The 20,249-nt window shown below is 41.2% G+C and carries 15 protein-coding genes; 7 read left to right on the forward strand and 8 right to left on the reverse strand.

Features of this window, described 5'->3' with window-relative positions; genetic code table 11:
- Position 1: 1 nt before the first annotated feature.
- Together SKC35_RS03200 and SKC35_RS03205 are read right to left on the reverse strand one after the other, a co-directional pair.
- Positions 2 to 577, reverse strand: a complete 576-nt coding sequence (locus SKC35_RS03200) for a hypothetical protein (protein ID WP_377978024.1) — start codon at positions 575 to 577, stop codon at positions 2 to 4.
- 6 nt (positions 578 to 583) lie between these two features.
- Positions 584 to 2,791 carry a glutamine synthetase III family protein gene (locus tag SKC35_RS03205; RefSeq protein WP_377978025.1) on the reverse strand — a complete coding sequence of 736 codons (2,208 nt, stop codon included), beginning with the start codon at positions 2,789 to 2,791 and terminating at the stop codon, positions 584 to 586.
- A gap of 239 nt (positions 2,792 to 3,030) precedes the next feature.
- On the opposite strand from SKC35_RS03205, the gene SKC35_RS03210 reads away from it, so the two are divergent.
- Complete coding sequence (locus tag SKC35_RS03210) at positions 3,031 to 4,044, forward strand: glutamine synthetase beta-grasp domain-containing protein (RefSeq protein ID WP_377978026.1); 1,014 nt, start codon at positions 3,031 to 3,033, stop codon at positions 4,042 to 4,044.
- A gap of 89 nt (positions 4,045 to 4,133) precedes the next feature.
- Positions 4,134 to 5,444 (forward strand): tRNA (N(6)-L-threonylcarbamoyladenosine(37)-C(2))-methylthiotransferase MtaB, encoded by a 1,311-nt coding sequence (gene mtaB, locus SKC35_RS03215; RefSeq protein ID WP_377978027.1) that lies wholly within the window; start codon positions 4,134 to 4,136, stop codon positions 5,442 to 5,444.
- A 237-nt stretch (positions 5,445 to 5,681) separates the two neighbouring features.
- On the opposite strand, the gene SKC35_RS03220 is transcribed toward mtaB, so the two are convergent.
- The 3 genes from SKC35_RS03220 to SKC35_RS03230 form a co-directional block, all read right to left on the reverse strand.
- Positions 5,682 to 7,028 carry an ammonium transporter gene (locus tag SKC35_RS03220; protein ID WP_377978028.1) on the reverse strand — a complete coding sequence of 449 codons (1,347 nt, stop codon included), beginning with the start codon at positions 7,026 to 7,028 and terminating at the stop codon, positions 5,682 to 5,684.
- Positions 7,029 to 7,055: 27 nt separating this feature from the next.
- The gene (locus tag SKC35_RS03225; RefSeq protein WP_377978029.1) at positions 7,056 to 8,198 is read right to left on the reverse strand and encodes an outer membrane beta-barrel protein; all 1,143 of its coding nucleotides are present in this window, start codon (positions 8,196 to 8,198) and stop codon (positions 7,056 to 7,058) included.
- A 491-nt stretch (positions 8,199 to 8,689) separates the two neighbouring features.
- Entirely contained in the window at positions 8,690 to 9,037 is a 348-nt protein-coding gene (locus SKC35_RS03230; RefSeq protein ID WP_377978030.1) for a 4Fe-4S dicluster domain-containing protein, read from the reverse strand.
- A gap of 111 nt (positions 9,038 to 9,148) precedes the next feature.
- Between SKC35_RS03230 and SKC35_RS03235 the strand changes: the two genes are divergently transcribed.
- Entirely contained in the window at positions 9,149 to 10,144 is a 996-nt protein-coding gene (locus SKC35_RS03235; protein ID WP_377978031.1) for an acyl-CoA reductase, read from the forward strand.
- On the opposite strand, the gene SKC35_RS03240 is transcribed toward SKC35_RS03235, so the two are convergent.
- On the reverse strand, positions 10,117 to 10,662 hold the full coding sequence (locus SKC35_RS03240; RefSeq protein WP_377978032.1) for a phosphatase PAP2 family protein: 546 nt from the start codon (positions 10,660 to 10,662) through the stop codon (positions 10,117 to 10,119). The two genes, SKC35_RS03235 and SKC35_RS03240, sit on opposite strands and share 28 nt — an antisense overlap.
- A gap of 3 nt (positions 10,663 to 10,665) precedes the next feature.
- Entirely contained in the window at positions 10,666 to 11,637 is a 972-nt protein-coding gene (gene trpS / locus SKC35_RS03245) for a tryptophan--tRNA ligase (protein WP_377978033.1), read from the reverse strand.
- A gap of 119 nt (positions 11,638 to 11,756) precedes the next feature.
- On the opposite strand from trpS, the gene SKC35_RS03250 reads away from it, so the two are divergent.
- The 3 genes from SKC35_RS03250 (at position 11,757) to trxA (ending at position 16,409) form a co-directional block, all read left to right on the forward strand.
- A complete protein-coding gene (locus SKC35_RS03250) occupies positions 11,757 to 12,440 on the forward strand; it encodes a DUF2461 domain-containing protein (protein ID WP_377978034.1) in 684 nt (227 codons plus the stop codon).
- A 6-nt stretch (positions 12,441 to 12,446) separates the two neighbouring features.
- Positions 12,447 to 16,013 carry a DNA polymerase III subunit alpha gene (dnaE, locus tag SKC35_RS03255; protein WP_377978035.1) on the forward strand — a complete coding sequence of 1,189 codons (3,567 nt, stop codon included), beginning with the start codon at positions 12,447 to 12,449 and terminating at the stop codon, positions 16,011 to 16,013.
- Between the two features lie 72 nt (positions 16,014 to 16,085).
- The gene (gene trxA / locus SKC35_RS03260) at positions 16,086 to 16,409 is read left to right on the forward strand and encodes a thioredoxin (RefSeq protein ID WP_130896622.1); all 324 of its coding nucleotides are present in this window, start codon (positions 16,086 to 16,088) and stop codon (positions 16,407 to 16,409) included.
- Here the strand turns inward: trxA and SKC35_RS03265 are convergent.
- Entirely contained in the window at positions 16,406 to 17,611 is a 1,206-nt protein-coding gene (locus tag SKC35_RS03265) for an aspartate aminotransferase family protein (protein WP_377978036.1), read from the reverse strand. The two genes, trxA and SKC35_RS03265, sit on opposite strands and share 4 nt — an antisense overlap.
- Before the next feature lie 89 nt (positions 17,612 to 17,700).
- Between SKC35_RS03265 and SKC35_RS03270 the strand changes: the two genes are divergently transcribed.
- Positions 17,701 to 20,223, forward strand: a complete 2,523-nt coding sequence (locus tag SKC35_RS03270; RefSeq protein ID WP_377978037.1) for a DUF5686 and carboxypeptidase regulatory-like domain-containing protein — start codon at positions 17,701 to 17,703, stop codon at positions 20,221 to 20,223.
- Positions 20,224 to 20,249: the final 26 nt, after the last annotated feature.

Genomic DNA, 20,249 nt, shown 5'->3' on the forward strand with positions numbered 1-20,249 from the left:
GTTATTCGTCTTCATCCTCGTCCTCATCGTCTGAGTTAAAGGTATAAAGTGATGGATCAAGGCTTAGGGTGTTACCATTAAAGTCTTGTACGAATTGAGACAACATTTCGTCATCTAAAGCAGGGACGTATAAGGCAGTTTCAATACTAACCCCATATTCGAATTCTGGATCGATCTCGATGTATTCCGCTACTTTAATTTCTTCGTTTTCCTCTAGATCTTCAATCACCTCTAGGATTAACATTTCTACCTCCTCGTCTAATTCCTCATTAGGCTCGTAATTTTCATCGCGGTTCTCTAAAGGAACATACAATGGATATTGCTGAATGATTTCTCTTTCAGCTGCTTCGTATAATAAGCTGGAGTAGTGTAGTTGCAGGGTACAAACAATCGCATCATAAATGACCTCTTGTTTCTCGAATTGACCCACAAATTGGATGTGAACCATTTCTCGCTCGTTTCCAGATGGCAGGTCTTCGTCTAAAATATAGACAAAAGAACGTTTCTCTGCTTCACATTGCTTTTTTAAGGCTGCAATTTCTGCTGGGTCAAAGCCTGGGTTTGTGTTAGTTGACATCTGGGTTTATTTGATTAACAATAATTCACGGTATTTCGGTAATGGCCACTCATCATCATCGATAATTAGTTCTAATTTATCGACGCTGTAGCGAATCTCTTCGAAATAGCCTTTCACCTTTGTGCTGTACAATACAGCTCTTTCCTCTAAATCTTCGATGTTATTCGCCTCCTTACGCGCCTCTGTCATGCCATTTTGTAGACGAACGATGGAGGACGTGTATTCTGAGATTTTTTTGATCATTTCGATCGTAGGCGCATAGTATTGAGGATCGATGCCTATTTCTTTTTGGCCTTTCACATTCTCTACTAATTGCGTTTGATACTTCAAAGAAGTCGAAACAATATGGTTAATGGCCATATCACCGATCACGCGAGATTCAATTTGAATTTTCTTTACGTAGTTTTCTAACTCGATCTCATGACGTGCATGCATCTCCTCTTTCGAGTAAATACCGTGTTTCGTGAATAATTCAATCGATTCTGGACGAGCATATACGGCTAAAGCCTCTGGCGTTGTCTTTAAATTAGACAATCCACGTCGAGCCGCTTCTTCTACCCATTCGTCCGAATAGCCATTACCTTCGAAACGGATGTTTTTAGACTCTTTCACGTAGCGCTTTAGCACCTCCATGATGGCTAATTCTTTCTTTACGCCTTTCTCTAAAACCTCTTCCACCTCTTTGCGGAATTTGATCAGTTGGTCAGCTACAATCGTATTTAATACGGTCATCGGTGCTGCAGAGTTTGCAGAGGATCCTACCGCACGGAATTCGAATTTGTTTCCTGTAAAGGCAAATGGAGACGTTCTATTTCGATCCGTATTATCTAAGATCAAGGAAGGAATCTTATTGATACCTAATTTAAGGTAGACATTGTCCCCTTTTTCTAATTGAATTTCATCCAGGCCATCCATGTTTTCCATATCGTCCAAAACTTGGCTCATCGTACTCCCTAAGAAAGCAGAAACGATGGCTGGAGGCGCTTCATTGGCACCTAGACGGTGTTCATTTCCTGCTGACGCGATTGATGCACGCAATAAATCAGCGCGATCATGTACCGCTTTCAACGTATTAACGAAGAATGTCAAGAAGCGTAAGTTCTCTTTAGGCTTCGATGACGGTGCTAATAAATTAATACCTGTATCTGTTGCTAATGCCCAGTTGTTATGTTTTCCTGATCCATTAATACCTGCAAAAGGTTTTTCGTGGAATAGGACTTTGAATTTATGTTTAGAGGCCACTTTGGACATTAAATCCATCAATAAGGCATTGTGGTCACAGGCTAAGTTCGCTTCCTCAAAGGTAGGCGCTACCTCAAATTGAGCTGGAGCTACCTCATTGTGACGCGTTCTCACGGGCATACCTAATTTAAGTGCCTCGATTTCGAAGTCTACCATGAAGGCATTCACGCGGTTTGGAATAGATCCAAAATAATGATCTTCTAATTGCTGTCCTTTCGCTGGTGCATGGCCGAAAACCGTACGTCCTGCCATCACAAGATCTGGACGTGCATTAAATAAGGCTTCGTCTACCACGAAATATTCTTGCTCAGCTCCTAGTGTTGGGATGACCTTGCTGACATCGCGGTTAAAAAATTCTTTAATAACAGCGGTAGCCGCTTTATCCACTAATTCAATGGATTTTAATAAAGGTGTTTTGTAGTCCAAAGCTTCCCCTGTGTACGAAACAAAGACAGATGGAATACACAAAGTGGCCGTTCCAGCCGCATTCTCCATAATAAAGGCTGGCGAAGATGGATCCCAACCCGTATACCCGCGTGCTTCAAAAGTAGAACGGATTCCACCATTAGGGAAAGAAGAAGCATCTGGTTCTTGTTGTACTAAGGCTGAGCCTTTGAATTTCTCTACTGCTTTTCCATTGCTTAAATCAATGTCAAAGAAGGAGTCGTGTTTCTCTGCGGTGGTACCTGTTAAAGGTTGAAACCAGTGTGTATAGTGAGTGGCTCCTTTTGAAATAGCCCAAGATTTCATCGCTGCAGCTACTTCATCTGCCGCATCTCGATCGATCTTAGAACCCGTTTGGATAGCGGTATTTATCTTTAAATAAGCTTCTGGTGATAATAGGGAACGCATCACCTCATCGCTGAAGGTCATGCTACCATAATAGTCCGAAACTTTTTCTGTAGGAAGCTTTACTGGAGTTCCTGTGCGGGATTGAGCTAACTCAAGTGCCTTAAATCTAGTGATTGCCATATGAAGATTTTAATTCTTAGGTAAAAATAGCGAATTGTGATGGGATAAAAAATGCCAAAAAATGAAAAGTAGGATTGAATTTTCCGTTTTTAATTTGGATTTTTTGAGTTTTTGCGAAATCGTCGATTGTTTTTGTAGGATTTTTTGGCTTAAACTATTGTTTTTCCTAAAAAGTGGTATATTTTTGCTATACGAATTCCTAAAAAAGTATTTTTGTTTCAAAATCAAGTTTAAAAATCATGGCTAAATCAAAATTAGAGTACATTTGGTTGGATGGCTACAAGCCAACACAAAGTTTACGTTCTAAGACTAAAATTGAGAACAATTTTAGCGGCAAATTAGAAGACCTAGATATGTGGTCTTTCGATGGTTCTTCTACTCAACAAGCGGAAGGCGGTTCTTCTGACTGTTTATTGAAGCCAGTGTATGTTTGCCCAGATCCAGCACGCCGTGATGGTTATTTAGTAATGTGTGAAGTATTAAACGCAGACGGAACTCCGCATGAGTCAAATGGTCGTGCTACGATTGATGACGATGATAACGATTTCTGGTTTGGTTTTGAGCAAGAGTATTTCCTTTGGGATCCAGAAACAAACAAGCCTTTAGGTTTCCCAGCAAATGGGTATCCAGCACCTCAAGGACCTTACTACTGTTCAGTAGGCGCAAGCAACGCGTATGGTCGTGAGATTATTGAAGAGCATATGGACTTGTGTATCGACGCAGGTTTAAATATTGAAGGTATTAATGCTGAGGTAGCAGCTGGACAATGGGAATTCCAAATGTTCGCTAAAGGTGCTAAGCAAGCAGGTGATGAAATCTGGTTAGGTCGTTATATTTTAGAGCGTTTAGGTGAGAAGTATGGTGTTTCGATCAACTGGCACTGCAAGCCTCTAGGTGAATTAGATTGGAACGGTTCAGGAATGCACGCTAACTTCTCTAACACCGTATTACGTACAGCAGGAAATAAAGAAGCATACGATAAAATTTGTCAATCTTTCGCTCCATTTGTGAAAGAACACATCGAGGTGTATGGTGCTGACAACCACATGCGTTTAACAGGTAAGCACGAGACAGCTTCTATCCACGATTTCTCTTATGGAATCTCGGATCGTGGTGCATCGATTCGTATCCCTATCGCAGCAGTAGAAAAAGGATGGAAAGGTTGGTTAGAAGACCGTCGTCCGAACTCAGCGGCAGATCCATACAAAGTGGCTGCTCGTATTATCAAGACGGTTAAGACTGCTAAAGTATAATACATTTATTAAGCATTTATATACTTTTATAGACAAGATGGCGGGTTTTCCCGCCATTTTTGTTTTACCTTTGCATCCTGATTTCAGGTATGAAAAAAGTCGCTTTTTACACTCTTGGTTGCAAATTAAATTTTGCCGAATCCAGCTCCATCGCTCGATCTCTCGAGTCGATGGGTTTTGTGCGCGCAGAGTTTCAGGATCAACCCGATTTGTTTGTCATCAATACCTGTAGCGTTACGGAACAGGCAGATAAGAAGTGTAAAAAAGTAGTAAGAGAAGCGAAGAAAGTTAATTCGAATTCGACTGTTGTGATTATTGGCTGTTATGCCCAATTGAAACCAGAAGAAATTTCGGCTATTCCAGGTGTGGATTTAGTGTTAGGGGCGAATGAGAAGTTTCAATTGCCTACCTTGCTTCCCCCCTATTTGAATCGTGAATCTGCGGATTTACCTAAGTTAATTGCCTCAGAGATCCGCTACGATCTCGATTACCATGCGTCCTATTCTGTGAATGATCGCACGCGTACTTTCTTGAAGGTGCAGGATGGTTGCGATTATCCTTGTTCTTATTGTACGATTCCTTTGGCTCGTGGCCAGTCCCGTTCGGATACGATAGAGAAAGTGTTGGGAATAATTGAAGAGATTGCTGCCAAAGGTGTCAAGGAAATTGTCCTTACAGGTGTTAATATTGGTGATTTTGGCATTCAAAACGGAAAGCGTGTAGAAACCTTTTTTCAGCTTGTTCAAGCAATTGAAGAGAAGTCATCCATTCAGCGTTTCCGTATTTCATCCATAGAGCCTAATTTATTGACTTCGGAGATGATAGCTTTTCTAGGTTCATCTACTAAGTTTGTTCCTCACTTTCATATTCCCTTGCAATCAGGATCGAATTCTGTTTTGCGTCTAATGAAGCGTCGCTATCAGCGAGAATTATACGTGGATCGTGTTACTTCTATTAAAGAAGTAATGCCCAATGCGTGTATCGGTGTAGATGTGATTGTGGGTCATCCAGGAGAAACCCCTGAATTATTTTTAGAGACCTATGAGTTTCTGAATGGTTTAGATATCTCCTATTTACACGTATTTCCCTATTCTGAGCGTCCTAATACCTATGCGGTAGATATCAAGCCTAAAGTGGATGGTATGCAAAAAGCGGAGCGTTCGAAGATGTTACATATCTTATCGGATAAAAAGCGTCGTGCTTTTTATGAATCCCAATCCGGTTTAAAAGGTCAAGTTTTGTTCGAGGAATCGGCTACACCTGGTACGATGGAAGGTTTTTCTGAAAACTACGTTCGCGTAGTCGTGCCTTTTGATCCATTGCAAATCAATACCGTTCAGCAAGTTCGTTATAAGTCGCTGAATGAGGCGGGTGAAATGTTGGGGGTAGTTTTAGAGTAGAGAGTATAGATTATAGAGTATAGAGTAGAGAGTATAGATATAGGGCATTTGCCCTTTTTTCATCTCTTATCTATAATCTATTCTCTCTTATCTCCTCTCTATACTCTCTTATCTATTATCTGTTTTTTTGTTTTGCGCCGACGGCGCAAAACAAAAAAGTCGGAAACCATAGGCCTCCGACTTTTTGATTGAAACAAAACCACAAGAACCATTACTTGCGGCTTTGCTGTTGTTGAATTACTCAGCTAACGACTCATCGTGTTGTGAGATATCCAAACCTAATCTTTCTTCTTCCTCGTTCACACGTAATGGAATAATTTTGTCCGTGATCACTAAAAGGATATAAGAAGCGCCAAATGCAAAAGCAGAAACGATTGCTAAGGCTAATAAGTGTTTTAAGAATAAGGCAGTTTCTCCGTAGAATAAACCTTGCTCTACAACCGCAGCATTTACAGCAGTGGTAGCGAAAATACCTGTCATCAACATACCTACCATGCCACCTAAACCATGGCAAGGGAATACATCTAACGTATCATCTAAGTTAGAAGATGCTCTCCAGTGTGCAGCAATGTTAGATACGATTGCAGCAACAACACCGATGAAGATCGCAACAGGAACTGTTACAAAACCAGATGCTGGTGTAATAGCTACTAAACCTACCACCGCACCGATACAGAAACCTAAGGCAGAAACTTTCTTGCCACGAGTTACATCAAATAGAATCCAAGATAAACCTGCTGCTGCAGCCGCTACGTGAGTGGTTGCGAAAGCTGTTACGGCTAATCCGTTTGCTCCTACGGCAGAACCTGCATTGAAACCAAACCATCCGAACCATAATAAACCTGTTCCTAATAATACGTAAGGAATGTTAGCTGGAGGTAAGATATTAGACTCGATGTGAGACTTACGACGACGTAAGTATAAAGCACCAGCTAATGCAGCCCAACCTGCAGACATGTGAACAACCGTTCCACCTGCAAAATCCAATACGCCTAAGTTGAATAAGAAACCATCTGGGTGCCATGTCCAGTGTGCTAATGGAGCATAAACCACGATACAGAAAAGAACCATGAATAGAACAAAAGCACGGAAATTAATACGCTCAGCTAACGCACCAGAGATTAACGCTGGAGTGATAACGGCAAACTTCATTTGGAAAAATGCGAATAATGCGAAAGGAATAGTGAATTTCAATTGATCAGCTGATCCTAAAGATAATTTGTGATCAAATACGCCATTGAACATGAAGAATGTTCTAGGGTCACCGATCCAGCCACCTAACGAGTCACCGAATGCTAAAGAGAAGCCGAAAACAATCCAAATCACCGAGATAACTCCCATGGCGATGAACGATTGTAACATCGTTGAGATCACGTTTTTGTGATTGACCATTCCACCGTAGAAATAAGCTAATCCAGGTGTCATTAATAAAACTAAGCCAGAGGCTACAATCATCCAGGCAGTATCACCTGTGTCTAATCCTTCTGTAGGCATAGCACCAGGAACAGAAGTTGTGAACAATGCAAGGACGGCTACCGCTAATAAAACTAATAACGGGATCCAGGTTGGTTTTTGTGTCGTCATGTTTTTAAATGTTAAGGGTGGATATAATTAAAACTTATAGATGAAGTGCAAGCCTAAAGTTGTTTGAGATTTTTGATCTTTACCATCGCCATCTACGAATTGAGCTGTTTTGTAAGAGTCAGTACGTAATTCTGGTTTGATTAATAAATGCCCTTCAGCGGCTGTGAATGTAGCTGTTAATGTCAAAGAGCTAACATCAGTTCCTGATCCATCAGCTGCACGTAAAGCGCGCGCACCAGCTGTGTTATCGAAAACTTCGTAACGACCACCTAAGCTAAATTTATCAGAGAAAGCATAGTTAGAGTAAAGGGCAACTCCACCCCATGTTTTGCTGTCGCCTACGTTTCCGCCACCTTGGAAATCACCCGTTTGTGATCCATAAGCTGCGTTAACTCCTAATAGGTATTTAGGTGTGATTTGGTAAGATGTTGTTAAGTCTAACAAGTTGTAGCTACCTGAATCATCTTTTCCTGAAGATAATGGAGCTGATTCGTTTGAGCTAATACCATTTACATATAAGTTCCAACCTGCTGCTGGCGAAGTGAATACTTGGTAGATAAAACCTTTAGAGGCGTTGTTGTCATTTAAATTATCCACATTGTTGACCAATCCAACCATGGCAGAAAATTTGTCAGAGAATGCGTAATTCGCTTTAGCACCAATATGATAGAACGGTCCATTATTGAAGAGGTTAGAAAGTGAATAGTTGTAGTTGATCGGTGCGTCGATTACTTCGTATCCGATGTGTGTTCCAAATTGTCCTGCCGTCAGGGTTAATTTATCGCTTGCTTTCCAGTTAAAATAGGCTTGTTTGATGGCCAAAGCTGTTGTTGCTTTTCCTACGCCTAATGGTCCCACTACGTTACCATATTGTCCAAGGTCTGCATTAGGTCCGAATGTTAAATCCACCACTACATCGGCAGATTTAGTAGCGTATCCAAATTTCGTTTGAACAAGTCCTAAAGAGAATTGACTTGACTTCTGGTCGAAAGCTCTTTCGTATCCAGATGCACCTAAGTTACTTCTGTTAGTCGGGCTATTGAAATTCATCATATAGTATGAATCAATGTAACCTGAAAAAGTGAACTTCGGAGCTTCCGCTTCTTTTTCTTGGGAAAATCCACAAAATGCTGTTGCGGCAAAAATGGCTGTTAGGATCGATTTTTTCATGTGGGCTGTTGTTTAAAAGTAAAAAATGCTTGATTACGATTCAAAGATGAAGCCTTAAATTGTACTTTCCAAATATTTGCAACAAAATTTTAACCTATTTTTCGGCTTTTTGCAAAAAAGTAGATAAAAGTGGTTAAAAATTAAACCTATTTTTGATGATTTTGCAAAAATGGAAATATAATAGGGTAAAAATTGAACACGCATATTTGCTTCTTGGAAAAATATAATATTAGTCAAGAGTCGCTAGTTGGGAGTCGATTGTCTTTTTTAAAGAATAAAGCACAAAGCACAAAGAATAAAGTTGGAATCGCCTGCGGCGATGGCTTCTTGAAATGAAAGAATAAAGCACAAAGCACAAAGAATAAAGTTGGAATCGCCTGCGGCGATGGTCTCCTGAAATGTATGGACATAAAAAATGGGGCCGAAGCCCCATCCTTATTTATACTTTATGCTCTATTCTCTATAATCTAAATTAAAAGCGAAGCTTTTAATTATTCAGCATGCAACCACGCCTTCTTAGCTAATAAAGTCTCGTTATCTTCTTCGTGATCAGGATCTGGTACGCAGCAATCAACTGGACAAACCGCAGCACATTGTGGCTCCTCGTGGAAACCAGTACATTCTGTGCATTTATCAGGAACGATATAATAGAATTCTTCTGAAACAGGTTCCACGGGTGTTTTAGCATCCATTGATGAACCATCTTCTAGTTCAATTTCTGTTAAAGCAGTACCTCCGGCCCAAGTCCATTCTACACCACCTTCATAAATAGCTGTGTTTGGACATTCTGGTTCACAAGCCCCACAGTTAATGCATTCGTCTGTTATGATAATTGCCATACCCTATTTTTGTTTGATTCCGCAATTTACGAACATAAATTTGAATAGTATATAATTTATATGGACTAACGGAAAAAATTTCGACCTTTGTAGGGTAAAATCTATACAATTATGCCAAAGGCTTCCTTTTTACAGCTTATTTCTTTCCTAAAAGCTTTTTTTTCTGATGAATCGAATCGAGAAAAAATTGAACTATTTATAGATAGATCGGTAAATGAGAATCCTTGGTTTTCGGAAACCTTGGTTCGCCATGCGATGCAGTCGATTGAAGAGCAATTCTTTTCGGTGCAAGCCTGGGAGGAATTTTATGCAAAACATCCTGTTCAAGCAGCTGAATCAAAGAATGTAGGGATCGTTTTGGCGGGTAATTTACCTGCTGTGGGTTTGCACGATGTGTTAATGGTCCTAGCTTCAGGACATCAAGCCTCTTTGAAACTGAGTTCACAAGACAAGGCCTTGATGCAACTTTATGTGCTGGCGATGCAATCGTTTGATACAGCAGTGCCAGTGAGTATTATTGAGCGGTTACAAGGAATGGATGCGGTAATTGCAACAGGAAGTGATTTTTCAGGCGGGTATTTTGCCCATTATTTCTCCACGATACCGCATATTATTCGGAAGAATCGCAGTTCTTTAGCGGTGCTAAAGGGAAATGAGACTCAGGAAGATTTCAAGGGTTTGGCGCAAGACATCTTTACTTATTATGGTTTAGGATGCAGAAACGTTTCGACGATTGCGGTTCCGGCGACTTATGATTTGACCCCATTATTTGATGAACTGACGAAAGAAACGTGGGTTTTAGATCATTCGAAGTACTCCAATAACTTTCAATACCACCGCACCTTATTCTTATTGAACCAGATTCCGCATTTTGATTTAGGGAATCTATTAGTGACGGAGAATGATGATTTAGTTTCCCCCGTGGGCGTTTTATATGTACATCGTTATTCTGATGATGCTTCTTTGCTAACCTGGATTCAGGAGCGCGAGGAGAAAATTCAGTGTAAAGTAGGTTTAGAGATTGGTTTTGGCCAAAGTCAACACCCAGCCCTCGATGATTTCGCAGATGGAGTCGATACTTATGATTTCTTGATTAACCTTTCATAGGCTTTAAATAGCCCCCACGCCCCTATTCCGCCCACTAATGCTCCCATAACTACATCTAACGGATAATGGGCGCCTAAATAGATTCTGCTGTAAGAAATGATGGATGCCCAAAGAATCAGGGCAACACCCGCTGACTTATTCTTAGTCAACAAATAAAAACCGACGGCAATCGCAAAGGAATTCGCTGCGTGGGAAGAGCAAAAGCCAAATTGCCCACCACAACCTGCCGGTAAATGAATCCACGATTGAAATTCGTCAACATGACAGGGTCTAAGGCGTTTAAATAGAGGTTTTAAAAGACTGGAGCTGAATTGATCGGCTACTGCAACACTAGCTACTAAATAGAGTACGGATTTCCAGCATTCCGATTTATACTGCTTATATAAAAAGTAAATTAGCAGTCCATAGAGTGGAATCCACGTCAATTTACCTGAAATGATTTCCATCGGTCCATCTAACCAAGGCTGGTGAGCCTCGTTAATCAACCGAAATAAATGGGCATCCCAGGACGGAAACATAGCTTAGAATTTAAATTCAGCGCGAATTCGAGCGATGGTAGCTTCAGCAATTGGTTGAACTTTCTTTTCGCCTATCGCTAATTTCTCTTCAATGATCTCTGGATGTGCGATGAAATAATCGAATTTCTCTCTTGCCTCCTTGAAATAGCCTAACATCAATTCGTGCAAGGCTTGTTTCACATGACCATACCCATAACCGCCCGCTTCGTAATTCGCACGCATTTCTGCCACTTGCGCTGGGGAAGCCATTAATTGGTAAAGTTTGAACGTAATATCGTTATCCGGATTTTTAGGCTCTTCTAATGGAGTGGTGTCTGTCACGATCTTTTTGATCTGCTTCAATAAATCCTTTTCAGGCAAGAAGATATCAATGTAATTGTTCAAGGACTTGCTCATCTTAGCGCCGTCTAAGCCCGGTATGGTCATTACCTCTTCGTTAATACGCGCTTCTGGTAAGACGAAAATGTCTTTGTTATAACGCTTGTTCACAGAGTTTGCAATGTCGCGGGTCATTTCAATGTGCTGTCTTTGGTCCTTACCTACTGGGATAATTTGTGCATCATATAATACGATATCTGCCGCCTGTAAAACGGGATAGGTAAATAAGCCAGCGTTTACATCGGATAATTTATCCGATTTGTCCTTGAAACTATGTGCATTCGCCAGCATAGGAAAAGGCGTAAAGCAATTCAAATACCACATTAATTCGGTGTGGTAAGCGGCTAATTTAGACTGGCGGTAGAAGTAATTTTTCTCCGTATCAAAGCCAAAAGCCAGCCAAGCTGCCGCAATCGACAAGGTATTACTGCGGATACTTTCGCCATCCTTCAAAGAAGTTAGCGTATGTAAGTCTGCAATAAATAAAAAGGAATCATTGCCAGGTTGCTTTGAAAGTTCAACCGCTGGCATAATTGCCCCTAAAATATTACCCAAATGGGGCTTTCCTGAGGCCTGAATGCCCGTTAAGATCCGCATAGCTTGTCTAAATAATTTATGCAAAAATCAGGAAAATAGACCATAACTCCAAGCGATTTGTGCTTGGGCATTCGAGCTAAATTCGCTAAATTCGTTTTTGCAAATTCACCCCTTATTTGATGTCCCTCTCTCCTAGCCTATTGGCCTTTTTGCGTGAGCTCCGTGTGAACAACACGCGCGAATGGTTTGCGGAAAACAAAGCCGTGTATGAGCAAGAGAAAAAAGGATTTGACGCCTGGACGACAAAGTTAATAGATGAGTTTGCGGATTTTGAGAATATGGATGGCGTTTTGCTGAAGCATTGCTCCTACCGAATTTACCGGGATGTGCGCTTCTCGAAGAACAAGGCTCCTTATAAAACGTGGTTTTCGGCCAGTTTTTCAGAAGGTGGTCGAAAGTCTGGTTTGATGGACTATTATGTACATATTGAACCTAATGGTGCTTCCTTTTTAGGTGGAGGTATGTATTCCCCTACGCCGGAACAATTAGCGGCGTTTCGCCAAGAAGTCGATTATAATGCGGTAGGATTGCGTAAAATCATTCAGGATCCTACGTTTGTTTCTGTTTTTGGTGAGGAAGTGGGTGAAAGTTTGGTACGAATCCCTAAGGGATTCGAGGCGGATCATCCAGAGGCAGAATTACTGAAGAAGAAACAATTGTTTTTCTGGAAGAAATACACGGACAAAGAAATAGGTTCGCCAGACTTTACAAAGCAATTAATTGAGGATGCCAAAGTATTGAAGCCCTTTTTGGACTTCTTGAATGCCGTATTTTTTGAAAAAGAACCTTTTATAAAAGAATAAACCCCTATGCAATTTTCGCATTTGCACAACCATTCCCAGTTTTCCCTTTTAGATGGTGCATCTAAGATTTCGTCTATGTTTAAAAAGGCGAAAGCGGATAATATGCCCGCTGTAGCGATTACGGATCACGGGAATATGTTTGGGGTATTTCAATTTGTAGCCGAAGCGGGAAAGCAAGGGGTGAAACCGATTGTGGGTTGTGAGTTTTATCTAGTGAATGATCGCCACAAGCAGGTTTTTACGAAAGAGTTAAAGGATAAGCGCTATCATCAATTGTTCTTAGCGAAGAATCCAGAAGGCTATCAGAATTTGGTCAAATTATGTTCCTTAGGCTTCATGGAGGGAATGTATTCTAAATACCCTCGGATTGATAAGGAACTGGTTTTAAAATACCACAAAGGCCTAATCGCTACGACTTGTTGTTTAGGTGCCTCTGTGCCTCAGGCGATATTACGCGATGGCGAAGAAGCGGCGGAGAAAGAGTTTAAGTGGTGGTTGGATTTGTTTGGCGAAGATTATTACATCGAAGTACAGAATCACTTTATTCCAGAGCAACAGACGGTAAACGAAGTCTTGTTGCGTTTTGCGAAGAAGTATAATGTCAAGGTGATTGCATCGAATGATAGTCATTATTTGGACCAAAAAGATGCCAACGCACACGATATTCTCTTGTGTATTAATACCGGAGAAAAGCAGGCTACTCCTACTTACAAGGATATTGAAGGTGATTTTGATATGAAAGGAAAGCGCTTTGCTTTCTATAATGACCAGTTTTACTTCAAGACGACGGAGGAGATGACCAAACTTTGGTCACATGTTCCTGAGGCGATTGATAATACGAATGAGATTGTGGGTAAAGTGGAGACACTGAAACTCACGAAAGACGTGATGTTGCCTAATTTCCAAATCCCGTCTACTTTCTTAAGTCAAGATGATTATCTGGAGCACATCACGATGGAGGGCGCGAAAAAGCGTTACATCGATATTGACCAGGTGGTAGAAGAGCGTTTGCGCTTTGAGTTACATACCATCAGAACGATGGGTTTTGCGGGTTACTTCTTAATTGTAGCTGATTTTATTAGTGCTGGACGTGATTTAGGCGTTTATGTGGGTCCAGGTCGTGGATCCGCAGCGGGTTCTGTGGTGGCCTATTGTTTGGGAATTACGAACATTGACCCCATTAAGTACAATCTCCTTTTTGAGCGTTTCTTGAATCCTGATCGGAAGTCCTTGCCCGATATTGATACGGACTTTGATGATGAAGGCCGCCAAAAAGTGATCGACTATGTCGTAGATAAATACGGTAAAAACCAAGTAGCGCACATTGCGACCTATGGTACGATGGCCGCGAAAATGTCCATTAAGGACGTTTCACGCGTTCTAGACCTCCCCTTGCAGGAATCCAATGCCTTAGCGAAACTGGTTCCAGAGAAACCGAAAATTACGCTAGACCGTATTTTCAATGCGGCTTTGACGGGTGATAAGAGTTTAGCCGATAAGGAAGGCCTTAATCCAGAGGAATTAGAGCAAGTAAAGGAATTGCGTCGTATTAAGGAAGCTGGTGGTTTGCCAGCTACTGTAATTGAGAATGCGCTGATTTTAGAGGGTTCTGTTCGTGGAACAGGTATTCACGCGGCGGGTATCATCATTGCACCTTCTGATTTAACGGATATTTTGCCGGTGGCTACTTCAAAAGACGTGAGTCTCTTGATTACGCAATACGACGGTTCGGTGATTGAAAATGCGGGGGTAATTAAGATGGACTTTTTGGGCTTAAAAACCCTCTCCATCTTGAAAGAGGCCGTTCGCTTAATCAAGCAAAACCACAATGAGACGATCATCTTGGATGATCTTCCTTTGGACGATAAAACAACCTACGAATTATACCAAAGAGCCGAAACGAACGGTACCTTCCAATTTGAATCCCCTGGGATGCAGAAACACTTGCGTGATCTGAAGCCCGATCAATTCTCGGATTTGATTGCGATGAATGCCTTGTTCCGTCCAGGTCCGATGGTCTATATTCCGAATTACATTGCCCGTAAACACGGTCGCGAGAAGATTGAATACGATTTACCAGAAATGGAGGAGTATTTGAGCGATACCTACGGTATTACGGTGTATCAAGAGCAGGTAATGCTTCTCTCCCAAAAGCTCGCGAATTTCACGAAGGGTGACGCTGACGTGCTTCGTAAGGCGATGGGTAAAAAAGACAAAGCCACCATCGATAAGATGAAAGGTAAGTTCATGGAAGGCGGAGCGGCGAATAATCACCCCGTGGACAAGTTGGATAAAATTTGGACGGACTGGGAAGCTTTTGCTCAATACGCCTTTAACAAATCCCACTCAACTTGCTATGGTTTAGTGGCTTACCAAACAGGTTACCTGAAAGCAAACTACCCGCCAGAGTTTATGGCGGCGGTACTTTCGAACTCTTTAGGTAATATTGAGAAGATCACCTTCTTCATGGATGAGTGCAAGCGGATGGGCTTATCTTTATTAGTTCCGGATGTAAATGAATCCTCTCGCTCGTTTGCGGTGAATAAGAAAGGCCAAATCCGTTTCGGACTAGGTGCGATCAAAGGTGTGGGTGATGCGGCAGTCGATGCAATTGTGGAAGAACGTCAGAAAAACGGAGAATACAAGGATATTTTTGACTTCGTTTCTCGAATCAATGTTCGTCAGGTAAACAAGAAGAGTTTAGAATCGCTCGCACTTGCTGGCGCATTTGATTGTTTTACTGAAGTCGCTCGATCACATTATTTTGCTATCGATTCACAGGATAATACGAATTTTATTGAAAAAATTGTTCGCTATTCGTCTCGTATGGCAGAATTGAAGGCAGAAGCAACGGCCTCTCTTTTTGGTGAATTAGGAGCTGGAACGGGTAATGACATCGCTCAACCTAAGATCCCTACTGCTGAGCCTTGGTCTGTGATGGAGCAATTGAAGAATGAGAAGGAAGTGGTGGGCGTTTATATTTCTGGCCATCCTTTGGACGAATACAAAACAGAGATCGCTAATTTCTGTAATTCGAATACGGGTCAATTAGAAGCTCGTCCGAATGTAGCACAGACTTTTGCCGGAATCGTTACCAAAGTAAACGTTAGAACCTCTGCGAACGGAAATCAGTTTATGATTTTCACTATTGAAGATTATGCGGGTAACTACGAGTTTGCCTTATTCTCGAAAGATTACATCCAGTTTGAACGATTTATAGCACAGGATCGATTGTTATTCATTAATGGATCGTATCAATTAAAGAATCGCCACATGGATCAAATGGTCTTTAAGATCCAATCCATCGAATTATTGTCAGAAATCTTATCCGATCGAACAAAAGAGATCAAATTACGTTTAGACTTAAATCGCTTGACTCCTGCGTTATTGGATTTATTACAAGAGACGTTAGAGCGAAATAAAGGCGATAAGAAATTGACTTTAGAGGTGTATGACGAGCACGAGAAAATCGGAATGGATTTTTTATCGCGTAAAATGCAGGTTAGCATCGGTAAAGGCTTGATTTCTGAACTTAAAGAGCTTGACAACGTGGGCTTTAAGTTAATTTCGTAAAAAATTTATTCCGGGAACTAATTGTTCTGCCGGTTTTGTTTTAATTTTGAATTTTATAAAATATATCAAACAATGGGAAAATACGTAGAGGCAACAGATGCTAATTTTCAAGAGTTAATCGGCACTGATACACCAGTTTTAGTAGATTTTTGGGCAGAGTGGTGTGGCCCATGTAAAATGATCGGACCAATCGTGGAAGAATTAGCGGGAGATGTAGAAGGTCAAGCGATTGTAGCAAAAATGAATGTAGATCAAAATTCAGCTGTACCTGCTTCTTTAGGTATTCGCTCTATCCCTACTTTGATGGTATTCAAAAAGGGTGAAATGGTAGAACGTTTAGTAGGAGGAAATATCCCTAAGTCGGTTTTAGCTGAAACTTTATTAAAGCACGCTTAATTTTTAAGCGAATAGACTTTATTCATAGCCTGTAACAAGATGTTGCAGGCTATTTTTATTTCCTCTTCTGTAATGGTCAAAGGCGGAGCAATTCGCAGAGAATTATCGCAAAACAAAAACCAATCGGTGATTAGGCCATTCAGAATACATTCGTCAATCACGGCTTTCACTGTATTAAAGTCCTGCATCTCCACCGCTAGCATAAACCCGATGCCTCTCACTTCGTGAATAATGGGATGTTGTAGCAGTCTTTTGAATAGATCGCTTTTAACCGGTATTTGAGCCATTAACTGTTCATCCAAGATATAGCGCAAAGTAGCTAATGAGGCTGCACAAGAAACGGGATGTCCTCCAAAAGTGGTAATATGACCTAATACCGGCTCAAAACTCAAGGTTTTCATCACTTCCTCATTGGCTAAAAAGGCCCCTATCGGCATTCCTCCTCCCATTCCTTTCGCCGTGAGTAGTATATCAGGAACGATATGCATCGGTTGAAAAGCCCAGAATGTACCCGTTCTGCCAAAACCCGATTGTATTTCATCCACCATCAACAAGGTACCTGTTTCATCACATCGCTTGCGTAATGCCTGGAAATAAGGAGCAGAAGCCGTTTTAACACCGGCCTCCCCTGCGACGATCTCAATAATGACCGCGGCTGTTTTTTCCGTAATTTGTTTTAAGTCCTCGACGACGCCGTGGTGAATATGGCGAATATCGGGTAACAAGGGACGAAAGGCATTTTTGAAATTCTCATCACCTGCTATTGACAAAGCACCTTGGCTGGCGCCGTGGTAAGCGTTAAAACAAGAGATGAACTCGGTTCTGCCGGTATAGCGTTTCGCTAATTTCATAGCCCCTTCTACAGCCTCGGTTCCTGAATTCGTGAAATAGACTTGATTTAAGTGTTCGGATCCGGTGGATTTAACTAATGCTTCAGCGAGTTGTACTTGAGGACTTTGGATATATTCACCATATACCATTAAGTGCATATAGGCATCCACTTGGTCTTTAATGGCTTTAACTACCGCTGGATTTCGGTGTCCTACATTCGAAACGGCAATTCCTGAGATCAAATCCATATAAGATTTTCCCTGTGCATCATACATATAAACGCCTTCCGCTTTAGTTATTTCTAATGCCAAAGGTGCGTCCGAGGTGGGCGCCATAAATTTCTGGAAAAGCTGTCGATGCGTGAATCCCATAGCTTACAAAATTACGTTAATTCTTGTTAAGTGCTCGCCGTTCGTCAAAATATTCAATTGAATTAGCGCCTTTCGTTTACTTTTGTTTTATGAAACCACTTTTACTCCTTTTATGTACCTGTATAGGCCTTCAGGCTCAAACACTTAGCGGCGTCATTCGGTCCAATAAAGGCGAATTGATGCCTTTTTCGTCGATTTGGGTGACTGATCTAAATAAAGGAACCTTGGCTAATGAGGAGGGTAAATACGCCATACAATTACCTAAAGGCGAGCACGAGGTGGTTTTTCGTTTCTTAGGCCACACACCTAAAGTGCATACAGTTTCAATAATGGGGGATTTAAAACTCGATGTGGCGCTTTCTGAAGAGGCCATAACCCTACAGGATGTCAATGTAGGCGGATTAAAAGAGGATCCAGCTATCGGTATGATGCGCCGGATGCTCTCCATGGCTCCTTTTCACTTAAAAGAGATTGATCGATACACCGCCAAAGGCTATGTCAAAGGAGCAGGTAAAATTACTTCTATTTCTAAGGTGATGAATGCCCTCGTGGGAAAGAAGATGGAAAAGGAAGCAGGTATTAAAGTAGGCTCCACGTATGTGTTAGAGGGAATTAATCAGATTACTTACACGCGACCTAACAAGATTGATGAGAAAGTTTTGTCGAATCGGAACAACCTTCCCGCTGTTTTGAAAAACTCTGGTGCGCCTAATTTACGAATCACGCAAACGAATTTTTACCAACCTAAGGTGTGGGGCTCTTTGATATCCCCTATTTCCCCTTCTGCTTTCTCCTTCTATAAATTCGCTTATTTAGGTAGTTTTCAGTTGAATGGCCAAACGGTTTCCAAGATTCAAGTCAAGCCTAAATCAACCTCAGATGATTTGTTTGAGGGTACTCTCTCCATAGTAGAAGATACCTGGAGTATTTATTCTTTCAGTTTAGCTTTTCGTAATTCACAAGGGTATTATACGTTTCAACAGCAAAATGCACTTTTTCAAGGCGTTTGGATGCCAGTCAATTATGACGTGAATGTCACTTTTGATGCGATGGGCTTTGGGGCAACCTTCCGGTATATCACCCAGGTGAAAGAATACTCCATCAAGGTGAACCCTGCTTTTGTGGTAAAACCTACCATTATTGAGGAACGTCTACATAAGGATTGGGCGAAAGAAATCAATAGAGAAAAAATCACAACTCCTAAACTGGCTCTAGGTAAAGAATTGACTAGAAAAAAGCTTAAGAAGGTATTGAAAGAAATTGACAAGGAAGAGAAGAAAGAAGAGTTCAGTTCAGATTATACCATCACCGTAGATTCATCAGCAGCCGTAAAAAAAGAGGAATATTGGGAAGCAGAACGTCAGGTTCCACTAACGGAAGCAGAGGTTAAAGGATATAAAGAGGCAGATAGCTTATCTGTACAAGACGAAAAGAAACGCTTAAAGGACTCGGTGAATGCCTTGCCAAGATTCCGTTATAGGGATATTTGGGGTGGTCGCGTATATAATTACGGTCAAAAAGGCTTAGGGGCTAGATTAACGCTCAGTGGTTTTCAGCCGGGTTATACGGCTGTAGATGGATATTCAGTAGGCAGAGGTTTGCATTACCGACATACCTATCGCTTGGCGGATTATTGGGGGACAGGATTCGATGTTCGCTATGCTTTTTCTCGAAAAGCGTGGAACGGGATGGCCTATGTGGAGCGAAATTGGGATGAAAACCGTCAAAGAATGCAATTAGCCGGAGGTTCTACCATTGAACAAGTTAATTCAACAGAGCCCATTTCTTCCGCTGTTAATCTTTTCTATTCCTTATTCTTGTCACAGAATTATATCAAGTTATACCAAAAAGATTTCATTAAGGCCTCTTATGCACTACAATTGAATGCTAAGTGGAATGTGAACACGGTTTTGGAGTTGCGATCTCGCACAAGTCTGGTGAATCAGGAGGAAAATGGATTGTTCCATAAAGAGCGTCAATTTGAGTCAAATGGACTCCCTTTTGCAACGAGTAAACAAGTGTATGGCTCCATTTTAATTAGATATCAGCCTTTCGCGACATGGAGAAGATACAATGGATCCAGGTGGTTATCGAACGAATCGGGGCCTACTATAACGAGCACCTTTGAGCAAGCACAGGGAGATGATGCCTATAGTAAAGTCTCATTTCAAGTTTCTCAACGAATTCCTTTAGCGAATTGGGGATCGATTAATTACCGTATTTCAGCTGCTCATTTCCTTCATAAGCCATCTCTTTTAATCGATTACCAACATTTTAAAGGAAATGAAGTGCTAGTGTCTTCAGGTGAATCGAGTTTTTTAACTTTACCCTACTATACCCTTTCGAATTCGGGAGATCATCTAAAAGCATTCATAACTTGGGAACCTAGGAAATTTATCCTCACTCAAAACCCTTTTTTATCTCTTTATGGGCTTAAGGAAAAAGTAGGTTATTCCTATCTTCAGACTGCTGTTAATTCTCAAGTTATTCATTACCAAGAGTTTAGTTATGGGCTAACAGGTATTGGTAAAATTTTAGGATTAGATTTAGTCTATCCGGTAGGAAATGTAGTGCCTGAAAAATGGAAAGTTCTAGTCAGATTGCCTTTCTAATTGTTTATTTGCACACATTTACCTAA

The sequence above is a fragment of the Aquirufa originis genome (assembly GCF_042714495.1).
GTDB lineage: Bacteria > Bacteroidota > Bacteroidia > Cytophagales > Spirosomataceae > Aquirufa > Aquirufa originis.

Excerpts from the sequence above, each read along its gene's own strand:
- SKC35_RS03200 (WP_377978024.1), bottom strand. The coding sequence starts at position 577 with ATGTCAACTAACACAAACCCAGGCTTTGACCCAGCAGAAATTGCAGCC.
- SKC35_RS03265 (WP_377978036.1), bottom strand. The coding sequence starts at position 17,611 with ATGGGATTCACGCATCGACAGCTTTTCCAGAAATTTATGGCGCCCACC.
- dnaE (WP_377978035.1), top strand. The coding sequence starts at position 12,447 with ATGCAATTTTCGCATTTGCACAACCATTCCCAGTTTTCCCTTTTAGAT.
- SKC35_RS03220 (WP_377978028.1), bottom strand. The coding sequence starts at position 7,028 with ATGACGACACAAAAACCAACCTGGATCCCGTTATTAGTTTTATTAGCG.
- SKC35_RS03240 (WP_377978032.1), bottom strand. The coding sequence starts at position 10,662 with ATGTTTCCGTCCTGGGATGCCCATTTATTTCGGTTGATTAACGAGGCT.
- SKC35_RS03235 (WP_377978031.1), top strand. The coding sequence starts at position 9,149 with ATGCCAAAGGCTTCCTTTTTACAGCTTATTTCTTTCCTAAAAGCTTTT.
- SKC35_RS03230 (WP_377978030.1), bottom strand. The coding sequence starts at position 9,037 with ATGGCAATTATCATAACAGACGAATGCATTAACTGTGGGGCTTGTGAA.
- mtaB (WP_377978027.1), top strand. The coding sequence starts at position 4,134 with ATGAAAAAAGTCGCTTTTTACACTCTTGGTTGCAAATTAAATTTTGCC.
- SKC35_RS03205 (WP_377978025.1), bottom strand. The coding sequence starts at position 2,791 with ATGGCAATCACTAGATTTAAGGCACTTGAGTTAGCTCAATCCCGCACA.
- SKC35_RS03250 (WP_377978034.1), top strand. The coding sequence starts at position 11,757 with ATGTCCCTCTCTCCTAGCCTATTGGCCTTTTTGCGTGAGCTCCGTGTG.
- SKC35_RS03210 (WP_377978026.1), top strand. The coding sequence starts at position 3,031 with ATGGCTAAATCAAAATTAGAGTACATTTGGTTGGATGGCTACAAGCCA.
- SKC35_RS03225 (WP_377978029.1), bottom strand. The coding sequence starts at position 8,198 with ATGAAAAAATCGATCCTAACAGCCATTTTTGCCGCAACAGCATTTTGT.
- SKC35_RS03270 (WP_377978037.1), top strand. The coding sequence starts at position 17,701 with ATGAAACCACTTTTACTCCTTTTATGTACCTGTATAGGCCTTCAGGCT.
- trpS (WP_377978033.1), bottom strand. The coding sequence starts at position 11,637 with ATGCGGATCTTAACGGGCATTCAGGCCTCAGGAAAGCCCCATTTGGGT.
- trxA (WP_130896622.1), top strand. The coding sequence starts at position 16,086 with ATGGGAAAATACGTAGAGGCAACAGATGCTAATTTTCAAGAGTTAATC.